Below are 17,237 nucleotides of genomic sequence, written 5' to 3'. Positions count from 1 at the left end.
TTCGGCTTGGCGATCCTCGAGACGTCAGCAAGCGCGCGTGCCGGCGAGTGCGGTGCTCGGGCTCGGAACTCGAAACGCAAGGTGGGTGGCATCCATGCCACCGACCGTCGCCAATTGGCGCGCGACCCGGGTACGGCGCGCCTTGGACTGGACATCTGATGCCGTACGTAGGGAGTTGTGATGCAGGTAGCCGTGGTCACCTTCGACGGGTTCAACGAGCTCGACAGCTTCATCGCCTCCGCGCTGATCAACCGGTGCCGGAAGGACGGCCTGGAGGCCTTCATCACGACGCCGACGCCGGTGGTCACATCGATGAACGGCGTCGAGGTGACCGGACAGCGCCCGATGGAGTTCGTGACCGAAGCCGACGTCGTACTGATCGGTAGCGGGGTGAAGACACGTGACGTGGTCGCCGACGACCGGCTGCTCGCCATGTTGCCGCTCGACCCTTCACGACAGCTGATCGGTTCACAGTGCTCCGGCGCACTGGTGCTCGCCCGGCTCGGGTTGCTGGATGGCATGCCCGCTTGCACGGACATGAAGAGCCGGCCCTTCGTCGAAGCCTGCGACGTCACCGTGCTCGACGCCCCGTTCCACGCCGAGGGGAACATCGCTACGGCGGGCGGCTGCCTCGCGTCACAGTATCTCGCCGCATGGGTGATCACCCGAATGCTCGGGGAGGATGCCGCTCGCGACGTCATCGGCTACGTGGCTCCGGTCGGCGAAAACCACGAGACTGTCGAGCGCGCGCTGCGTGCCGTCCACGCGGGCGAGTTCGTACTGGGCTGATGCCTGTGCCCATGGCCAACCCTTCAGTCCCTGGCGGCGCGGATCGAACGAGAAGAGCGGTCTGCTGCGGCAGTACATCTCCCAACGGCACCGATCCATCCCGCCACAGCCGCGAGCCCGCAGCCCACCACCACATCACCGACCGGTGGATCCGGGCTAGGACGCCGTCTGCGGGGGTAGTTCGCGGTTGATGACGCGGGCAACGCGTTCGATGGTGACGATGCCGTCGTCTATCGAGCGGTTGCCGTCGGAGAGTACGACGATCCCGTAGTCGTGCCCCCCGCCGGTGAACACGCCGATGCTGTGGACCCGCCAGCCGTTGGTCGCACGCGGCAGCCACCCGTTCTTCAGGTGGGTCGTCACGGTGCCGGATGCCCCGGCCGGCACTCCCCAGCGCTGGGCGGGGACCACTCGGTTCATCAGGCCGAGGGCGTACGCGCGTGCGTTCCTGTCGAGGACGGAGTTGTCCGAGGTGAGCACGCGCAGCAGCTTGAGCTGGTCGCCGGCGGTGATCTGGGTACGGCCCCAATAGCCCTTCGGCCCCAGCACGGTGTCCTGCATGCCCGCCAGAGTCAGGAAGCGCTGGGTGCCTTTGTGGCCGATCTGTCGCCACAGAGCGGACGTCGCGTCGTTGTCCGATTTGGTGATCATGGCGGTGGACAGGTCGGCCTCGCGCGGCGTGAGGCTGCGGTGCTCTTCCATGGATTTGCGCAGGAGAGCTGCGAGCACCGTGACCTTGACCACACTCGCTGAGTCGAACCTCGTGTCCGGCCGGAATGTGCACGAGGTCACCGTGGGTCGGTCGTAAAGAGCGAGCGCGGGGGTGCCCTGGCGTCCGCGGAGTGCGGCGGCGATGTCCTGCGCGAGCCGGCTTGCCAGCCCCGGCTGACGCGAAGTGCAGGTGACCTGCGAGCCGCCGGCCGGTGCGCTGGCGCTGCCGGTCTGGGCCGCGGCGGTCGTCGAGATCCCTGCGAGTGCCGTCCCGGCGGTCAGGACCGCGGCCAGGCATCGCAGCGCGCGGTGCGGTATGGGCATTCCGAGCATGAGGATTCCGTCCTGCTGTGTTCGTGCGGTCGCGCCGTGTTCCGCTCGCGATGGGTTGTGAGTCCGAGGTCGTGCGGGTGTCGGCGGTTGGGCGCTGTCACGACTCCGGAGCCGGACGCTTCGTGAAGAGTGGCGCGGCAGTGCGGTGTGGCCCGGAGGTGGCGCTCCAGCCCTGGACTTCTTGGCCGGCAGTAGCTGATGAGCGCCCGATCCCCGAATACGGTGACCCTAGCAACGGCGGAACGAGGGCAGGCGGAAAGAAGGGCGCCTATGTCCTAATTGCGCACTTTCTTGGCGTGTGATGTTTCTCAACCTATTCGTCGTTTGAGTCGACGGGCTGCTGCGACGAGGCTCGCGGTCGATACCGGAGCAGGCAATGGCGTCACCAGGGGCGGCGCCGGCCTTGACCGGTTCGTTCGGCAGGCTGGCGCGCCGGCTGGTCTTCAGGACGCCCGTAGGTGCCTGGTCGGCGATTCGGAGCGGTTTCCCGGCGGAGTCCTTCAGTGGGGGGAGCGGACATGGTCGCCGTGGTCAGCGTCGGCACCATGATCCGCGACGGCTTCGACGGCCCCGACACCTGCCACGCTCTGTACTGCGCACTGCCGAGGCCGGAGACCGGTATGTCGATCCTCCTGACCGGCTGCGAGGACGCCTGTCCACCCGGTGTGGTTACCGTGGACATCGCTTCACCCGGCATGCTCGGCTTCCACTGACACCCACATCCACCCCTGCTCCCCGCACGCGCGAGGATGATCATCGTTCAGTGTTCGCCAGATCGTCGAGCGGGCCCCTGCTCCCCGCGCCCGCGTGGTCCTCGGGGGCCGCGGCGCAGCGTGCCGTGTTCAACTGCTCCCTGCATCTGGAATGGTCCCGTCGACGTCGAGGGCGTCCTGCCGGTCCCGTCACCTGCTCCTCGCACCCCGTGGCACTGATGTACCTGACCTGAGCCCGACAACAGACCGCCGCGGCGGTCATCGCCTGCCCACGTCCGGCGCCGAGAGTCATCCCCGGGCCGCATCCACCTCGCGCGCGCACGCGTCGTGTGGGGCGGGCCCGAAGCGGGCGCTCCAACCCGGCGGTACGGCGCGCCAGGCGGGCCACAGGGACAGCTGCCCGTGGGCGTTCTCCAGCACGAGGTGGGTGTCCTTGTCGTCGGGGCCCGGATCGAACGGACCGGCTTCACGGCTCATGCGTCGAGCTCCGTCAGGCGCGCCGCCAGGATGGCGGCGATGTCGTCGAGGTGGCGGTCCTGCAGCAGCTGCGCATGCGTGCAGTCCAGGTCGTGGTTGACGATCGGGCCGCTGACGTGCGGGTGCCATGCCTTCGATGTGAGCCAGTCCTCTGCCCGCGGCGCGGCTGCCGTGAAGAAGAGCAGGTCGCCCTCGTAGCAGCGGTGCTGGTGCTCACGCACCATGCGCGCGTGGTTGGGCACGATTTCGATGATCTTCGACAGTGTCCGGTCGGCGAGCCCGGCGAGCGGGCTGCCCGCCCGGCGCAGCGTGGCCATCACGTCGACGCGGGTGCGCTCGTCGGTGCGGTCGAAGCCGCCCATGCGCAGCACCGCGGTGAGCGCGTCGCCCTCCTCGGGTGCGGGCCGCTCCCTCCACTGCTCGGCCGGGAACGCGTCGAACAGTGCGAGGAGTTCGACCTCCTCCCCGGTCTCCTGGAGCATGCAGGCCGCGGTGTGGGCGAGGATGCCGCCCAGGGACCAGCCGAGCAGCCGGTACGGACCATGTGCCCGCACCGTGCGGATGCGCTCGACGTAGTCGGCTGCCTGCTCCCGCAGAGTGCGCGGCAGCGGCTCGTCGCGGACCAGGCCGCGCGCCTGGATGCCGTACAGGGGCTGGTCCGGACCGAGGCGGGCGGACAGGCCCGCATAGCACCAGGAGATGCCACCGCCGGGGTGGAAGGCGAACAGTGGGGGCCGCTCGCCGTCGGTGCGCAGCGGAAGGAGGATGTCGAGGGCGTCCTCGGCCGCGCTCCCTCCGCGGCCGGCACCGCGTGGCGGCCCCGCGGCGTCGACACGGGTGGCGAGAGCGGCGGGGGTCGGTGCCTCGAACAGCGAGCCGATGGTCAGCTCGGTGCCGAACTCCTCCCGCACCCGCGCCACCAGCCGTACCGCGGTCAGCGACGTGCCGCCCAGGTCGAAGAACGCGTCGTCGGGACCGGTCCGTCCGACCTCGAGCACCTCCGCGAACAGTCGTGTCAGCGCCTCCTCGAGCGGGCCGGACGGACGTCGGGCGCCCTCACCGCCGGTGAAAACAGGGTCGGGCAGTGCGCGGCGGTCCAGCTTGCCGTGGGGACTCAACGGGAACGCGTCGAGGCCGACGACCGCCGCGGGGACCATGTGTTCCGGCAGCATCAGCGCCAGCCCGGCCCGTACGGCCGCGGGATCGGCGCCACCGGTCACGTACCCGACGAGCCGGTCCTCCCGCACCACGGCGCACGCGCCGTCCACGCCGGGCTGCCCCAGCAGCGCGGCCTCGATCTCGCCCGGCTCGATGCGCTGCCCGCGCAGCTTCACCTGGTGGTCGGTGCGGCCGAGGTACTCGACCTCGCCCTTGTCCGTCCAGCGCGCCAGGTCGCCCGTGCGATACATCCGGCCGCCCGGCGGTCCGAAGGGATCGGCGACGAACCGGGATGCCGTCAGCACGGGTCGGTTCAGATAGCTGTCGGCCAACTGCCGGCCCACCAGGTACAGCTCACCCGGGATGCCCGGCGGGCACGGCTGGAGCGCTGAGTCCAGCACGTACAGGCGGGTGTTCCACACCGGGCCGCCGATCGGCACCGGGCCGCTGCCGTCCGGGGCGCAGACGTGGTAGGTGACATCGATGGCGGCCTCCGCCGGCCCGTACAGGTTGTGCAGTTCGACGTCGGGCAGCGCCCGTGCGAAGGCGTGCACCGTCTCGGGGGACAAAGCCTCACCGCCGCAGAAGACCCGGCGCAGCCCCGTGCAGGCGGCCGTGTCGGCCTCGGCCAGGAAGACCTGGAGCATCGACGGCACGAAGTGGCAGATGGTGACGGACCGTTCGCGGATCAGGCGGGCGAGTTCGACCGGGTCCTTGTGGACGCCCGGCTCGGCGACGACGAGTGCCGCGCCCTCGCGCAGCGGCCAGAAGAACTCCCATACGGACACGTCGAACGACGACGGAGTCTTCTGGAGCACCCGGTCGTCGGCGGTCAGTGGATAGGTGTGCTGCATCCAGCGCAGCCGGTTGTCGATCGCCCCGTGCGAGACGACGACGCCCTTGGGGCGGCCCGTGGAGCCGGAGGTGTAGATGACGTAAGCGGGGTGGGCGGGCGTGAGCGGACGTGCCGGGTCGGCCGGTGGGTAGGGGGATATGTCGATTTCGTCAAGGACGACGAGTGGGGCGCCGGCGTCCTCGGGAAGGCGTCCCGCACGGTCGACCACGACGCACACCGGCGCCGCGTCCTGGATCATGGACACCAGTCGCTGTGCCGGGTAGTCCGGGTCGAGCGGCAGATACGCGGCACCCGACTTCAGCGCGGCGAGCACGGTGGCGACCAGCTCCACCGAGCGGGGCAGCGAGACCGCGACCACCGCTCCCGGCCGGGCGCCGAGGGTCTGCAGGTGCCGGGCCAGCCGGTTGGCGTGGGCGTTCAGTTCCGCGTACGTCAAGGAGCTGTCCCCGTACACCAGCGCGGTGGCCTCCGGGGTGCGCATGGCGCGCGCCTCGATGGGGCCGATGAGCGTGGTCGCGGGCAGCGCGCGTTCGGTCTGGTTGAACTCACGCAGGACCAGGGTGCGTTCGGCGGGCGTCGCTATGGCGTGAACGGCGAGCGGCTGCTGCGGGTCGGTGCCGGTGAGGCGGTCCAGCAGGTGCAGGAAGCGCTCCTGGTGGGCGGAGAGATCGGCGTCCTCGTACAGGGAGGGGTTGCCGTCGTGGTCGATGCGCAGGCCGCGGCCGTCGGCGCGGTCGTAGACGTTGACCCGCAGGTCGTCGACAGGGCCTGCGGCGAGGTTGCGCGCCCGCGCGGGCGCCCCCGCGAAGTCGACGCCGTAGTCGAAGGGCATCACGTTGACGGCCGGGCCGAACAGGGCGCGGTTCTCGCCGAGCAGTCCCAGGTCGCGGCGGATGTCCTCGTAGCGGTAACGCTGGTGGCGTCGCACGTCGCGGATGCCGAGCACGATCTGGTGCACCAGGTCGGCGAAGGTGGCGTCGGGGGAGACGGCCAGCCTGAGCGGGAGCACGTTCATCACCATGCCCGGAACGCGCAGCGCGGCCGACCCCATGCGGCCCATCATGGGCAGGCCGAGCACGATGTCCGACCTCGCGGTCGCGCGGGAGATGTAGAGGGCCTGCGCGGCGATCAGGACGTCCGGCCATGTCGCGCGGAGCGTGGCGCCCAGTTCGCGCAGACGCTCGGTGGTCTCGGGAGGCAGATGAGTCGTGCGACGACGGAACGTGCGCGAGGGCAGCGCGCCGCGGCCCGCGAGCCGGGGTGCCTCGGGCCGGTCGGCGAACGTCGTCGTCCAATGGGCGCGGTCAGCCGCGAAGGCATCGGACGAGCGGTACGCGGCATCCTCGGCAACGAGGTCGGCGAGCGTTCCGAAGGTGCGCGGGGCGGGTTCCTCGCCGCGCGCGAGCGCCGTGTAGACCTCGGCCGTGCGCCGTACGAGGAGCGAGTAGCCGAAGCCGTCGATGACGAGGTGGTGGATGCGTTGGTACCACAGCCATCGCTGCGCGCCGACCCGGAACAAGGCATGCCGGAAGAGCGGTCCGGTCGCCAGATCGCAGGGCTTGGCGAGGTCGGCGCGCATCCACGCCTCGGCCTTCCGCTCGGCGCCGTCGTCGCCGTGCAGATCGAGCACCGTCAGCGGGAGCTCGACGGTGGCGCGTATGTGCTGGCGCGGACCGTCCGGGCCGTTCTCGACGCGTACCCGCAGGACGTCGGCCTCGGCGGTGACGCGACGCAGGGCCGCGGCGAAGAGGTCCGGGTCGAGCGGCCCGTCGATGTCCAGGCATTCCGCGGTGTTCTGCACGGGACTGAGCGGATCGAGGGCCTGCGCGTACCACATGCCCGACTGGGCCGCCGTCAGCGGAAGCACGGTGGCCGGAGTGCCCGTGTCGATGGTCGTGGGGGCGGTCATGATGCCCCCAGCAACGGTGCCCAGGCCTTGATGGCCGGCTGCTCGGCGAGGTCCGCGAAGCCCGCTTCGACGCCGTGTTCGCGGCGCCATCGTTCGAGCAGTGCCATGATGCGGACCGAGTCGAGTCCGTAGTCCACGAGGTTCTCGTCGAAGGGGATGTCCACGGGGTCCTCGCCGAGACAGTCGGCGACATCGTTGCGGAGCTGCTCCAGAGTGAGAGCCACGGTGCTCAGAGCTCCTTGAAGAGCGCGTCGGTGGTGGTCACGAACGCGCAGCGGCCGGCGGCCCAGCGCAGGGCCATGTCGTGGTCGTCGCGGGAGAAGTCGGCGACGGCATCGGCGACGACGAACGCCTGGATGTCCCGCATCCACGCATCGCAGGCCGTCACCAGCACGCCGATGTGCGCGTACACACCGATGACGACCAGCTGGTCGCGGCCCGTCTCACGGAACAGCTGCGCCAGCCGGGTGCGCACGAACGCGCTGTACTTCCACTTGGTCAGGACCCTGTCGCCGCGCTGTGGCGCGACCTCGTCCGGCACGGCGAGCGCATCGGCGTCGTCGGCCACGCCGGGGCCCCAGAAGTCGAGCTGGAGCCCGCGCTCCCGGGGCGTCTGGCCGCCGCGCTGCGTCGAGTACACGACCGGTACGCCGAGGCCGCGGGCGCGCTCCAGCAGCCGGCCGGTGTTGCCCAGCATCCCCGTCAGCGGCTGCTCGCCGGACGGGAACGCACCGAGGAAGTGGTTCTGCAGGTCGTGGACGAGCAGCACGGCGCGCGCGGGGTCCGCGGTCCAGGCGACGCGGTTCTCCGGCAGTTCGTCCGCTGCCGGCAGGCGATAGGGTGCGATGGCGGGAAGTGCCATGGTAAAGAGCCTTTCAGCGCTGCTCGGTGGCGGCCGCAGCGGACCGCAGCCCCTTCTTGCTGACCTTGCCGACCCCCGTCTGCGGGAAGGCGTCGACGAACTCGACGAGATCGGGGACCTTGTAGTCGGCGATGCCGCGGTCACGGACGAACCGCTTGATGGCGGCCGGCTTCAGCTGCTCCGCACCCTCGCGGAGGATGACGTAGGCGAGGGAGCGCTCCCCGAGGTACGCGTCGGGCACCGCTACCACGGCGACGTCGTGCACGGACGGATGGGCCAGGATGATGTTCTCGACCTCCTCCGGTGCGACCTTCTCACCGCCCCGGTTGATCTGGTCCTTGGCCCTGCCCTCGACGACGAGGTGGCCCGTCGGGGTGCGGCGCACGATGTCGCCGGTGCGATAGAAGCCGTCCGGTGTGAAGGCGCGCGCGTTGTGGCCGGGGGCACGCCAGTAGCCGCGGATCGTGTAGGGGCCGCGGGTCAGCAGGTGCCCGAACGCGCCCTCGGGAACGCCGTGTCCGGCGTCGTCGACGATGCGGATCTCGTCGTCCGGGGAGATCGGGCGGCCCTGCGTGGTGACCACGGTCTCGAAGTCGTCGTCCAGCCGTGTGTAGTTGACGAGCCCCTCGGCCATGCCGAAGACCTGCATCAGCCGGCAGCCCAGGGCGGGTTCCAGACGGCGCGCCGCCTCCGCGCTGTACTTGGCGCCGCCGACGAGCACCAGGCCCAGACTCGCCAAGTCGTGATCCGTCGTCGGACCGGCCTCGGTCCACAGAAGGGCGAGCGGCGGCACCAGCCCCGTCATCGTGATCCGCTCCTGCTCGATGAGCGGCAGGGCCGTCGCCGGGTCGCGGCCGGGGGACAGTACGACAGTGCCCCCGGCATACAGCGTGCCCAGCCAACCGGGTGAACTCATCGGGAAGTTGTGGGCGGCCGGCAGGACGACGAGGAAGCGGGTGTCCGCGTCGACGCCGCAGATCTCATTGGAGCCCCGCAGCGAGTAGATGTAGTCGTCGTGGGTGCGCGGGATGAGTTTCGGCACTCCCGTCGTACCGCCCGACAGCTGGAGGAACGCCAACTCGTGCGGCTGCGGTCCGGCGGGCATGGCGACCGGGTCACAGGGCACGTCGGACAGTGCGGTGTGCTCGCCCGGGTCGCCGACGACGAAGACGTGCCGCAGGCTCGGCGTGCGCTCCCTTACCCGTGTCGCGAGCTCGCGGTGGTCGAAGCCCGCGTGACGGTCGGGGACCACGTAGGCGACGGCCTCGGCGAAGGAGCAGAAGTGGCCGATCTCCGTCTCCCGGTGCGCGGGCAGCGCGTACACGGGCAGCGCACCGATGCGGAACAGCGCGAAGACGACCTCGATGAACTCGCCGATGTTCGGCAGGTGGAGGACGACCCGGTCGCCCTTGGACATCCCGCGCGCCGCGAATCCGGCGGCCAGCCGGTCGGCGCGCTCGTCCAGTTCCCGGTAGGTCCAGGTGCGGCGCTCGGGCTCCGGGTCGACGAGGGCGATCCGGTCGGGGTGGGCGGCGGCGCGCTCGCGCAGTACGCCCCCGAAGGTCTCGCCGCGCCAGTAGCCCGCCGCGCGGTAGCGCTCGGCGAACTCCGCGGGCCAGGTGGGTGCGTCGATCCCCGGGGTGGTGGCAGTCGGAGGGTGCAGCGCGGTGGGGGTCCCCCCGGCCGGAGGCTCGGGGAGCTCCCTCGAAAGGGCGGTGGCGGTGGGGTCCCCCGTGCCGGAGGCCAGGGGAGGCCGGGCGGTCACAGCGAAGCCCCCACCGCGTCGAGGAATGTACGGAACTTGGCGCCGGTCTCCGCGGTCTCGGCCTCCGGCGACGAGGCGGCGACCACGCCGGCGCCCGCGAACAGCCGGAGCGAGCGCCCTTCGGCTTCGGCGCAGCGGATCGTCACGACCCACTCACCGTCCCCGTCCGCGTCCTGCCAGCCGACCATGCCGGTGTACGGGCCGCGGTCGAAGGGCTCCGACTCGGCGATGACGGCACGGGCCACCTCGGTCGGGGTGCCGCACACCGCCGGTGTGGGGTGCAGGGCGGATGCCAGCTCCAGGGAGGTGACGTCAGGGTCGGCGAGCTCGCCCGTGACGGTCGTCGACAGGTGCCACATCGCCGCCGTACGCATCAGAGTGGGCCGCTCGGGCACCTCCAGACAGGTGCAGAAAGGCGCGAGCGCCTCGCGTACGGCGTCGACGACGACGGCGTGCTCGTGCAGGTCCTTGGGCGACTCCAGGAGCGCCGCCGCGCGTCGGACGTCCTCGGCCAGGTCGGTGCTGCGCGGCGCCGATCCGCCCAGTGGGTTCCCGGTCAGGCGGCCACCCTTGCGGGCGACGAGCAGTTCGGGGCTGGCTCCGATGAGCGTGCGACCGGGGCCGCTGGGGACGGCGAAGGTGTATCCGACAGGGTCGCGGCGGGCCAGGCGGCTCAGCATGGCCGGCAGATCCGGCTCGTCGGGTGAGGTCAGCTCCAGCGTGCGGGCCAGGACGACCTTGGTGAACTCCCCGGACCGCATCCGCGTCACCGCATCGGCGACCGCCCGGCCGTACCGCTCCGGCGCCGGAACCTCCCGCATCCGCCAGTCGGTGCCCTCCTCCGGGGGTGGCGCGGGCAGTGCGATGAACGGGTCCTCATGCAGCGGCGGCGCCCACTGGACGGACTGGGGGGAGACCAGCGCGTGCGGGGCGTCCGGGGCGAAGGGCACGGAGCCCACGACGACCGGTGCCGGGGCGCCCGCCCGTCTCAGTTCGTTCAGTACGGCGCGCACCCGCCATGTCAACGGCCGCGCGTCATGGGCTATGTCGGCGACGGCTCCTCTGCCCAGCAGGGTGTGGTGGGGCGAGGCGAGGAACCGGTCGGTGCCCGGGCGGTAGGCGTCGAGCAGGGCGGTTGCCGCGCCGGGCGAGACCAGAGGCGTGGCTGTGGGTTCGCGCAGAGAGGCAGACATGGATGTCTCCAGCGGGGGAGGGCACGATCCGTGGTCGGCGGAGCCGCTGTGGGGCGGGCGGGTTCAGGCCCGCAGCGAGGCGCCGCCGTCGACGTACAGGTCGTGCATGGTGACGTGACGGGCGCGGTCGGACACGAGGAAGGCGACCGCCTCCGCGACGTCGGAGGGGTCGGCGATCCGGCCGAGCGGGATGCCGGTGCGGTGCGTCGAGAGGTCTCCCTCGACGACGCGGCGCGCGGCGGCTGCCGGGTCCTCGTCGTCGGCGGCGGTCCACATGGCGCGCTGCATGTCGGTCAGAGTCGAGCCGGGGGAGACCGTGTTGCAGCGGACGCCCCGTGAGGCCACTTCCAGGCCCAGGCATTTGGTGAACATCACAGCGGCGGCCTTGGAGGCGGCGTAGGCGGACAGGCCCGCGCGGGGAATACCGGCAGCGTTCGAGGCGACGGTGACGATGCTGCCGTGGCCGCGCTCGGCCATGCGGCGGGCGGCTGACCGCGAGACGTGGAAAACGCCGTTGGTGTTGACGGCGAACGTAGCCGCCCAGTCCTCGTCCGTCAGGTCCACGACGTGGGAACCCCGCAGGATTCCGGCGACATTGACTGCGATGTGGATCGCACCGAGCGCTGGCTCGGCCTCGGCTTCGGCCACGAGGGCCTCGACGGCCGCGGCGTCCGTGACATCGAGCGCGCGGGCGGTAACCTGGTCGCCGTACTTTCCGGCGAGCGCCTCCACGCCGTCGGGGTCCAGGTCGGTGGCGAGGACGCGGGCGCCGCGTTCGACGAGCGCCGTCACCACCGCCTTGCCGATGCCCCGGCCCGCGCCCGTCACGAGGGCGAGCCGTCCGGAGAGTTCAGCGTCGGCACTCACTTGACCATCGCCTTCCGGATGTCGTCGAGCACCGAGACCGCCGCCTCCACACCGCCCAGGCTCGTCCACTTGGAGCCGTCCGTCACGGTCGGCGTGCTTGTCGCGTACGGCGTTCAGCTGCTGGTAGGCAGGCTTCTCGGCCAGCTCGTCGAGGAGTTCGGCGTCCGAGCCGGTCGAAGACGGGATGCCGATGAACAGCCGGTCGTCGTCGATCTCCTCGATGTTCTTCTAGCTGATCGGCGTCGAGTGGCCTTCGCCCTTCTCGGTCTGGACGCCGGGCCGCTTGAAGCCGATGTCCTTCAGGATATCGCTGATGAACACGCCCTGCCGCATGACGGCCGTGCCGTTAGCCGGGTAGCGGGCCACGGACACGCTCGCACGGGCAGGGGAGCCGAGGTCGTTCTGCAGGGCCGCGACCTTGGTGTCGTAGGAGGTGAGGAGCTTCTGGCCTCGGTGGTACTGCCGAGGACGTCGAGATCAAGCGGGTTGGTGTCCCCACGCTGAGTGGCCAGGTTGTTGTGGAGGATGGCGTGATCACCGAGCAGAGCACCTGGGACGAACTCGTCCCCCTTGCCGGTGAGTTCGAGCGACTTCTTCCCACGCTTGCTGCTGTCGATCGTGACGAAGGTGGGAGCGGTCCGCCGCAGCTGTTGGAGCACCTGCTCGTCGGCGAGCTGCCCGACGAGGATGACGTCCGGCTCGTACTGCACGACCTTCTCGATGTCGGGGCCGGTCACCGCGCCCACCACCGCTATGTTCATTGCCTGGTCCGCGAGGTACGCGGGTGCGCCCTTCCGGCTGCGGCCCGCAGTCAGGCCCACCGGCTCGACACCGAGGGTGAGCGCCGAGTCCAGGTTCATCTCGCTGAGCGCCACCACGCGCTTCGGCGTGGCGGGGACCTCGACCGCGGCTCCGGTCGTGTCGATGACCGGGGTGGTGCTCGTGCCGCCCGCCCGCCCGCCTCGCCGGAGCCGTCGCTCGAACTCGGCGAACAGGTGACCGGCGGGGACGAGTTCGTCCCGGGTGCTCTGCTCGGTGATCACGCCATCCTCCACAACAACCTGGCCACTCAGCGTGGGGACACCAACCCGCTTGATCTCGACGTCGAGGACTGGCATGCGCTGATCGACGCGAACCTGACCGGCATGTGGCTCACATCGAGGAACGTCGTCCCTGTGATGCGGGAGCGACGAGCCGGGGCTATCGTGAACGTGTCGTCGACGATGAGCGTGTTCGCGGTACCGTGCGTCCTCGGGTACTCCTGGTAGAAGGCCGGCGTGAACTCTTTGACACTCGCGCTCGCCACCCACTGCGCGCCGTGACGTGTTCCGGGTCAACCCCTTGATCGTCGGTACGATCGATACGCCGTACGTCCTGGGGGCGATCACGGGTACGCGGGATGGCGTGACACCGCAAGAGATCCCTAGCCCAACGCGCCGCGGCGGCGGCTCGTACGGTGCCGCTCGGACGGTTCGGCACCCCCTGGGACGAGGCCAGTGCGGCAACCATCCTGGCATCCGACGACGCCTCGTTCATCACCGGCGCCCTGCTGCCCGTCGACGGGCAGCAGGCGATCCACACCATGGACGGCGCGCCGCGAACGGCGAGAGACGAAGGATCGCCCATGACGACGACTGTCCGAGCAGACCTCACGGACCTCGACCACTTCGCCAACGGGTTCCCGCATGACCTGTTCGCCCGGCTCCGCCGCGAAGCACCGGTCAGGTGGCACGAACCCACCGAGCACACTCCGAGGAGAACCGGGTTCTGGTCGGTGCACACCTACGCCGAATCGCGGACGATCCTGCTCGACCCCGCTGTGTTCTCGAGCGCCCAGGGGACAGTCCTCTTCGAACACCCGTGGGCCGGCTACATGATGAACATGATGGACAACCCACGCCACGCCCGGCTGCGCCGCCTTGTCTCCGGCGGCTTCACGCCGAGGATGGTGGATCGGCTCGAGGACGAACTCCGCCGGCGGACCGAGACGTTGATCGACGCCGCCGTCGAGATGGGGCAATGCGACCTTGTCGAGTCGATCACCCGCGAGCTCCCCTTGCAGGCGATCTGCATGCTCATGGGGATCCCGCAGCAGGATCGCCACCTCCTCTCCGAGTGGGTTCACCACGTGTTCGACGTCAAGGCCGACTCGACTGTCGACGGATCGGCTGCGGCGGCGGCGGAGAGCCTTCTGCAGTACGGCCGAAAGATCGTCGCCGAGCGGCGGCGCAACCCGCGGGACGACCTGCTGTCGGTCATCACCCATGCCCACCTCCCCGACGAAGATCCATCGCACCTCATCGAGCCGGAGATCGACGCGTTCTTCGAGCTCCTGTTCGGCGCGGGGGCGGATGCGACGCGCAGCGCGGCATCGTGGGCGTTCGTCGCGATGTCCGCCGACCCGACGATCCTGGATGCGGTTGCCGAAGACAGGAGTGTGCTCACCACACTGCCCGACGAAGCGGTCCGCACGATGAGCCCCGTCGCACACAACGTCCGCACCGCCACGCAGGACTACGAGCTGGCAGGGCACCGGATCTCCGCCGGGGACCGGGTCGTGTACTGGCTCGCCTCGGCAAACCGTGACGAGGCGATGTTCTGCGACCCCCAGCGTTTCGATGTTCGTCGCGAGCCCAATCCGCATCTCGGGTTCGCGCAGGGGCCGCACTTCTGCCTCGGCGCCAGCCTCGCCCGTCTCGAGCTTCGGGTGATCCTCGGCGAGTTCGCCGCCCGCGTCGAGCGAGTCGAGCTCACCGGTGACGTCGAGTGGACGCGCAGCAACAAGTACAACGGCATCAACAGGATCCCGGCAACGCTTGCGCCGCGGCGAACGCGGCCTGCTCCGCGACGTGGCCGCTCTGCGAGTGTCCGGGGTGTGGGTGGTGCCGGAGGTTGTCCCGCACGTGGCCGCGCGCAGTAGCGCCGCGATCGACGAATCCTGCCGATCGCGAGCCTCGGATCGCCTGGCTGCCTGTATCCACTGCCACAGCGCCCCCATGGACGGTGGCCTCGTCGAGACCGGCCCGACCATCAGCATGCGAACGTCCGGAACGACATCACGAGTTCAACCTCAGTAACCTCACACCGCAGCATCGCCCAGAGTGGGCGGAGCTGCGCCCGCATCAGGTGGAAGGGCGACGCGGCGGCGCGGCATCTGCGCAGGCCCGGGACCCGTGGCCCGTACGTGGCGGCGACGGGGACCGGCAGGGCGCTGGTCGCGATCCGCCTGGTCGACCTGGTGGGTCTGCGGCTGATGCTGGTAGTGGTTCCGACGCTGGATCTGGCTGCGCAAAGTGCTTTGGCATGGCGGGCGGACGGCCCGCGAGCACCTGGTGATCGTGTCGTCCATGGATACCGCGACCACGGCTGCGGAATTTGGGGCGGTCCACCGGTTCCTCTCGAACCAACTGTGCCTCGTGCGCAAACGGAACGTGAGCAAGAGCCGTGGCTCATCGACCAAGCGACTCGACCTCCGGTCGGAAGGCGGACTTCAGGCACCAGGCGATCAGTGGAGTTCGCTCGGGTGAAAGGGCTGCTCGGTCCAGATGGTCTTCCCGGTGGGGGTGTAGCGGACTCCCCAGCGGGTGACGAGCCGTGCGGCGATGTACAGTCCCCGGCCGCCCTCGTCGGTGTCTCGGGCGCGCTTGATGTGTGGGGCGGTGCTGGAGGGGTCGGACACCTCGCAGGTCAGTCTGTCGCTTTCGCGGATCAGGCGCAGGGTCGCACGGCCGCCGCCGTAGCGGATGGCGTTGGTGACAAGTTCGCTGACTACCAGCTCGGTGGTGAGGGCGAGTCCGGCAAGGCCCCATTTGCTGACCTGGTCGACTGCGCGCTGGCGGCTGTCGGCAACTGTCGCCGGGTCGGCCGGTATCTCCCATGACACGGTGTCTTCGTCGGGGACTCCGTGTACCCGTGCGAGCAGGAGGGTGACGTCATCGCGCAGGGCGTCCGGGGAGAAACCGGCAACCAGGCGGGACGCTGCCACGTGCACATCACCGTCAGTGGGGTGGGCTGCGGCCAATCGCTCGAGAAAGGTCGCCATTCCGCGGTCGATGTCGTTCGACGGGTGTTGAATCAGGCCGTCGGAGTAGAGCGCGAGCACGTCGCCGTCTCGTAGATCGACCTCGGCGACCTCGAATGCCAGGCCCCCGACACCCAGCAACGGGCCGGGGACGAGGGGAATGTATTCCGCCGCGCCGTCGGGCCGGACGAGTGCCGGTGGCGGATGCCCCGCACTGGCCACGGCGCAGCGCAGTGTGGTCGGGTCGACGACGGCGTAGATGCAGGAGCTGCCTGGGGCCTCGTGACCCTCTGCAAACTGGATGATGATGTCATCGAGGTGCGTGAGCAGCTCATCGGGCGCGAGATCGAGATCGGCGAGTGTGCGCACGGCCGTGCGCATCCGGCCCATGGCGGCGGCGGCACGCACACCATGGCCGACGACTTCGCCCACTACCAGCGCCACGCGGGCGGAAGACAGGGGGATGACGTCAAACCAGTCCCCGCCCAGGCCGCCTGCCGCCCCGGCCGGCCGGTAGATCCCGGCCGCCTCGCCTGCTGTCATGACGACCCGCGCCTGCGGCAGCATACTTTGCTGGAGCGCCAGCGCCATGCGATGTTCGCGCGTGTAGCGACGGGCGTTGTCTATGCTCACTGCGGCATAGGCGGCGAGCCATTGCAACAGCTGCAGATCAGCATCGGTGAAGGGGGTCTTTCGCCATACTTCGATGCTGCCCAAGAGCAGCCCGGGCTGTTCAAGAGCTTCGCGTCTTCTTTCTGTGACCAGGGGGGTACACAGCAACGACACTTCTTCGTCGTCCCCGTCCATCGGGATGAGGGCCCTCTCCATGTCGGGGTTGTGGTCGTAGAGGGCGGTGATGTGCGAGCGACCGGAGATCATGAATCCCTTTCCAGCCTGGAAATTGCTTACCACCGCTCGGTCAGGGAATCTCGGAAGATCATTGCCCACCAGAACGTAGCCGTCCGGCCACTGCCTGTCTGCCGGCGCGAGCGCCGTACGGCGCAGCGCCAAGTCCCCGCCCCCTGTCCGTTCCGGTGGTTCCTCCCCGTCGTCGACTTCCCTGGCCAGATTCACGTTCGCGAAGTCGCCCAGCCCCGGGATGACGAGGTCGGCCAGACGCTGAGCCGTCGTTTGCACGTTCAAGGACGCGCCGATCGACGCCGCGTTCGAAAGCAGCTCCAGCTGCCTCCGTGCTTGGTCCACATCGCAGTCCAGCACCGGGCTGCCCTCTGAGCCGTCCGGGTCGGGAACCGTCAGCCTCATAACTTTATACTATGACTTGTCCGGATATAGACGAACTCTGTTCGTCATTACACTGCGCAGCGGTCACCGGATTTCGAGGTACCCGGGTGGATCGCGTTGACATGGATGCCGCGCGCACCCGAATTCCAGGCAGACCTTGGCCGGACCGGGCGGCACCACGTGCCGGCCGACCGGGCCGCTGGGAAGTGCCTGGCCGGCGCAGCGGCCGAGTCGGCCGGCGCGATCAAGCCGCCGGCGGGGAAGCCGGGCAGTTCCCGCACGACGCCTCCCTCCGCCTGGGCCTTTGGGGGGTTGTTTGAAGCAGCACAGGGCGGCGGCGA

Annotated in this window: 13 protein-coding genes and 2 pseudogenes; 5 read left to right on the top strand and 10 right to left on the bottom strand. The window is 70.0% G+C overall.

Annotated elements, in window-relative coordinates:
- Nucleotides 1-180 precede the first annotated feature (180 nt).
- Complete coding sequence (locus ACWCP0_RS32920) at nt 181-789, top strand: DJ-1/PfpI family protein (protein WP_451082416.1); 609 nt, start codon at nt 181-183, stop codon at nt 787-789.
- A gap of 156 nt (nt 790-945) precedes the next feature.
- Here ACWCP0_RS32920 and ACWCP0_RS32915 read toward each other — a convergent pair whose 3' ends face one another.
- The gene (locus tag ACWCP0_RS32915; protein WP_451082415.1) at nt 946-1,833 is read right to left on the bottom strand and encodes a serine hydrolase; all 888 of its coding nucleotides are present in this window, start codon (nt 1,831-1,833) and stop codon (nt 946-948) included.
- A 518-nt stretch (nt 1,834-2,351) separates the two neighbouring features.
- Here ACWCP0_RS32915 and ACWCP0_RS32910 point away from each other — a divergent pair.
- The gene (locus tag ACWCP0_RS32910; RefSeq protein ID WP_451082414.1) at nt 2,352-2,546 is read left to right on the top strand and encodes a hypothetical protein; all 195 of its coding nucleotides are present in this window, start codon (nt 2,352-2,354) and stop codon (nt 2,544-2,546) included.
- 288 nt (nt 2,547-2,834) lie between these two features.
- Here the strand turns inward: ACWCP0_RS32910 and ACWCP0_RS32905 are convergent, their stop codons facing one another.
- From ACWCP0_RS32905 to ACWCP0_RS32870, 8 genes and pseudogenes are all read right to left on the bottom strand, one after another.
- Nucleotides 2,835-3,023 carry an MbtH family NRPS accessory protein gene (locus ACWCP0_RS32905; RefSeq protein WP_451082413.1) on the bottom strand — a complete coding sequence of 63 codons (189 nt, stop codon included), beginning with the start codon at nt 3,021-3,023 and terminating at the stop codon, nt 2,835-2,837.
- Nucleotides 3,020-6,946, bottom strand: a complete 3,927-nt coding sequence (locus ACWCP0_RS32900) for an amino acid adenylation domain-containing protein (protein ID WP_451082412.1) — start codon at nt 6,944-6,946, stop codon at nt 3,020-3,022. The genes ACWCP0_RS32905 and ACWCP0_RS32900 overlap by 4 nt, the downstream gene beginning before the upstream one ends.
- Complete coding sequence (locus tag ACWCP0_RS32895; RefSeq protein ID WP_451082411.1) at nt 6,943-7,170, bottom strand: phosphopantetheine-binding protein; 228 nt, start codon at nt 7,168-7,170, stop codon at nt 6,943-6,945. The genes ACWCP0_RS32900 and ACWCP0_RS32895 overlap by 4 nt, the downstream gene beginning before the upstream one ends.
- Nucleotides 7,171-7,175: 5 nt before the next feature.
- Entirely contained in the window at nt 7,176-7,808 is a 633-nt protein-coding gene (locus ACWCP0_RS32890) for an isochorismatase family protein (protein ID WP_451082410.1), read from the bottom strand.
- A 13-nt stretch (nt 7,809-7,821) separates the two neighbouring features.
- Entirely contained in the window at nt 7,822-9,471 is a 1,650-nt protein-coding gene (locus ACWCP0_RS32885; RefSeq protein ID WP_451082442.1) for a (2,3-dihydroxybenzoyl)adenylate synthase, read from the bottom strand.
- Between the two features lie 98 nt (nt 9,472-9,569).
- Nucleotides 9,570-10,766: an isochorismate synthase gene (locus ACWCP0_RS32880; RefSeq protein ID WP_451082409.1), complete on the bottom strand. Its 1,197-nt coding sequence runs from the start codon at nt 10,764-10,766 to the stop codon at nt 9,570-9,572.
- A gap of 63 nt (nt 10,767-10,829) precedes the next feature.
- Entirely contained in the window at nt 10,830-11,633 is an 804-nt protein-coding gene (locus ACWCP0_RS32875) for a 2,3-dihydro-2,3-dihydroxybenzoate dehydrogenase (RefSeq protein ID WP_451082408.1), read from the bottom strand.
- Nucleotides 11,630-12,628 (bottom strand): annotated as a pseudogene (locus tag ACWCP0_RS32870) (ABC transporter substrate-binding protein). Before ACWCP0_RS32870 ends, ACWCP0_RS32875 begins: the two are co-directional and overlap by 4 nt.
- Here ACWCP0_RS32870 and ACWCP0_RS32865 point away from each other — a divergent pair.
- The 3 genes and pseudogenes from ACWCP0_RS32865 to ACWCP0_RS32855 all read left to right on the top strand — a co-directional run bounded on the left by ACWCP0_RS32865 (nt 12,629) and on the right by ACWCP0_RS32855 (nt 14,553).
- Complete coding sequence (locus ACWCP0_RS32865) at nt 12,629-12,901, top strand: SDR family NAD(P)-dependent oxidoreductase (protein ID WP_451082407.1); 273 nt, start codon at nt 12,629-12,631, stop codon at nt 12,899-12,901.
- Nucleotides 12,902-13,080: 179 nt separating this feature from the next.
- Nucleotides 13,081-13,185: pseudogene (locus ACWCP0_RS32860) on the top strand (SDR family oxidoreductase); the annotation flags it as partial.
- 222 nt (nt 13,186-13,407) lie between these two features.
- The gene (locus tag ACWCP0_RS32855) at nt 13,408-14,553 is read left to right on the top strand and encodes a cytochrome P450 (protein WP_451082406.1); all 1,146 of its coding nucleotides are present in this window, start codon (nt 13,408-13,410) and stop codon (nt 14,551-14,553) included.
- Between the two features lie 585 nt (nt 14,554-15,138).
- Here ACWCP0_RS32855 and ACWCP0_RS32850 read toward each other — a convergent pair.
- Nucleotides 15,139-16,917 carry a SpoIIE family protein phosphatase gene (locus ACWCP0_RS32850; RefSeq protein ID WP_451082405.1) on the bottom strand — a complete coding sequence of 593 codons (1,779 nt, stop codon included), beginning with the start codon at nt 16,915-16,917 and terminating at the stop codon, nt 15,139-15,141.
- Nucleotides 16,918-17,237: the final 320 nt, after the last annotated feature.

The organism is Streptomyces sp. NPDC001970 (assembly GCF_053594115.1).
Note: the sequence above shows the minus strand (reverse complement) of the source record. Positions and strands in the feature narration are given on the sequence as shown.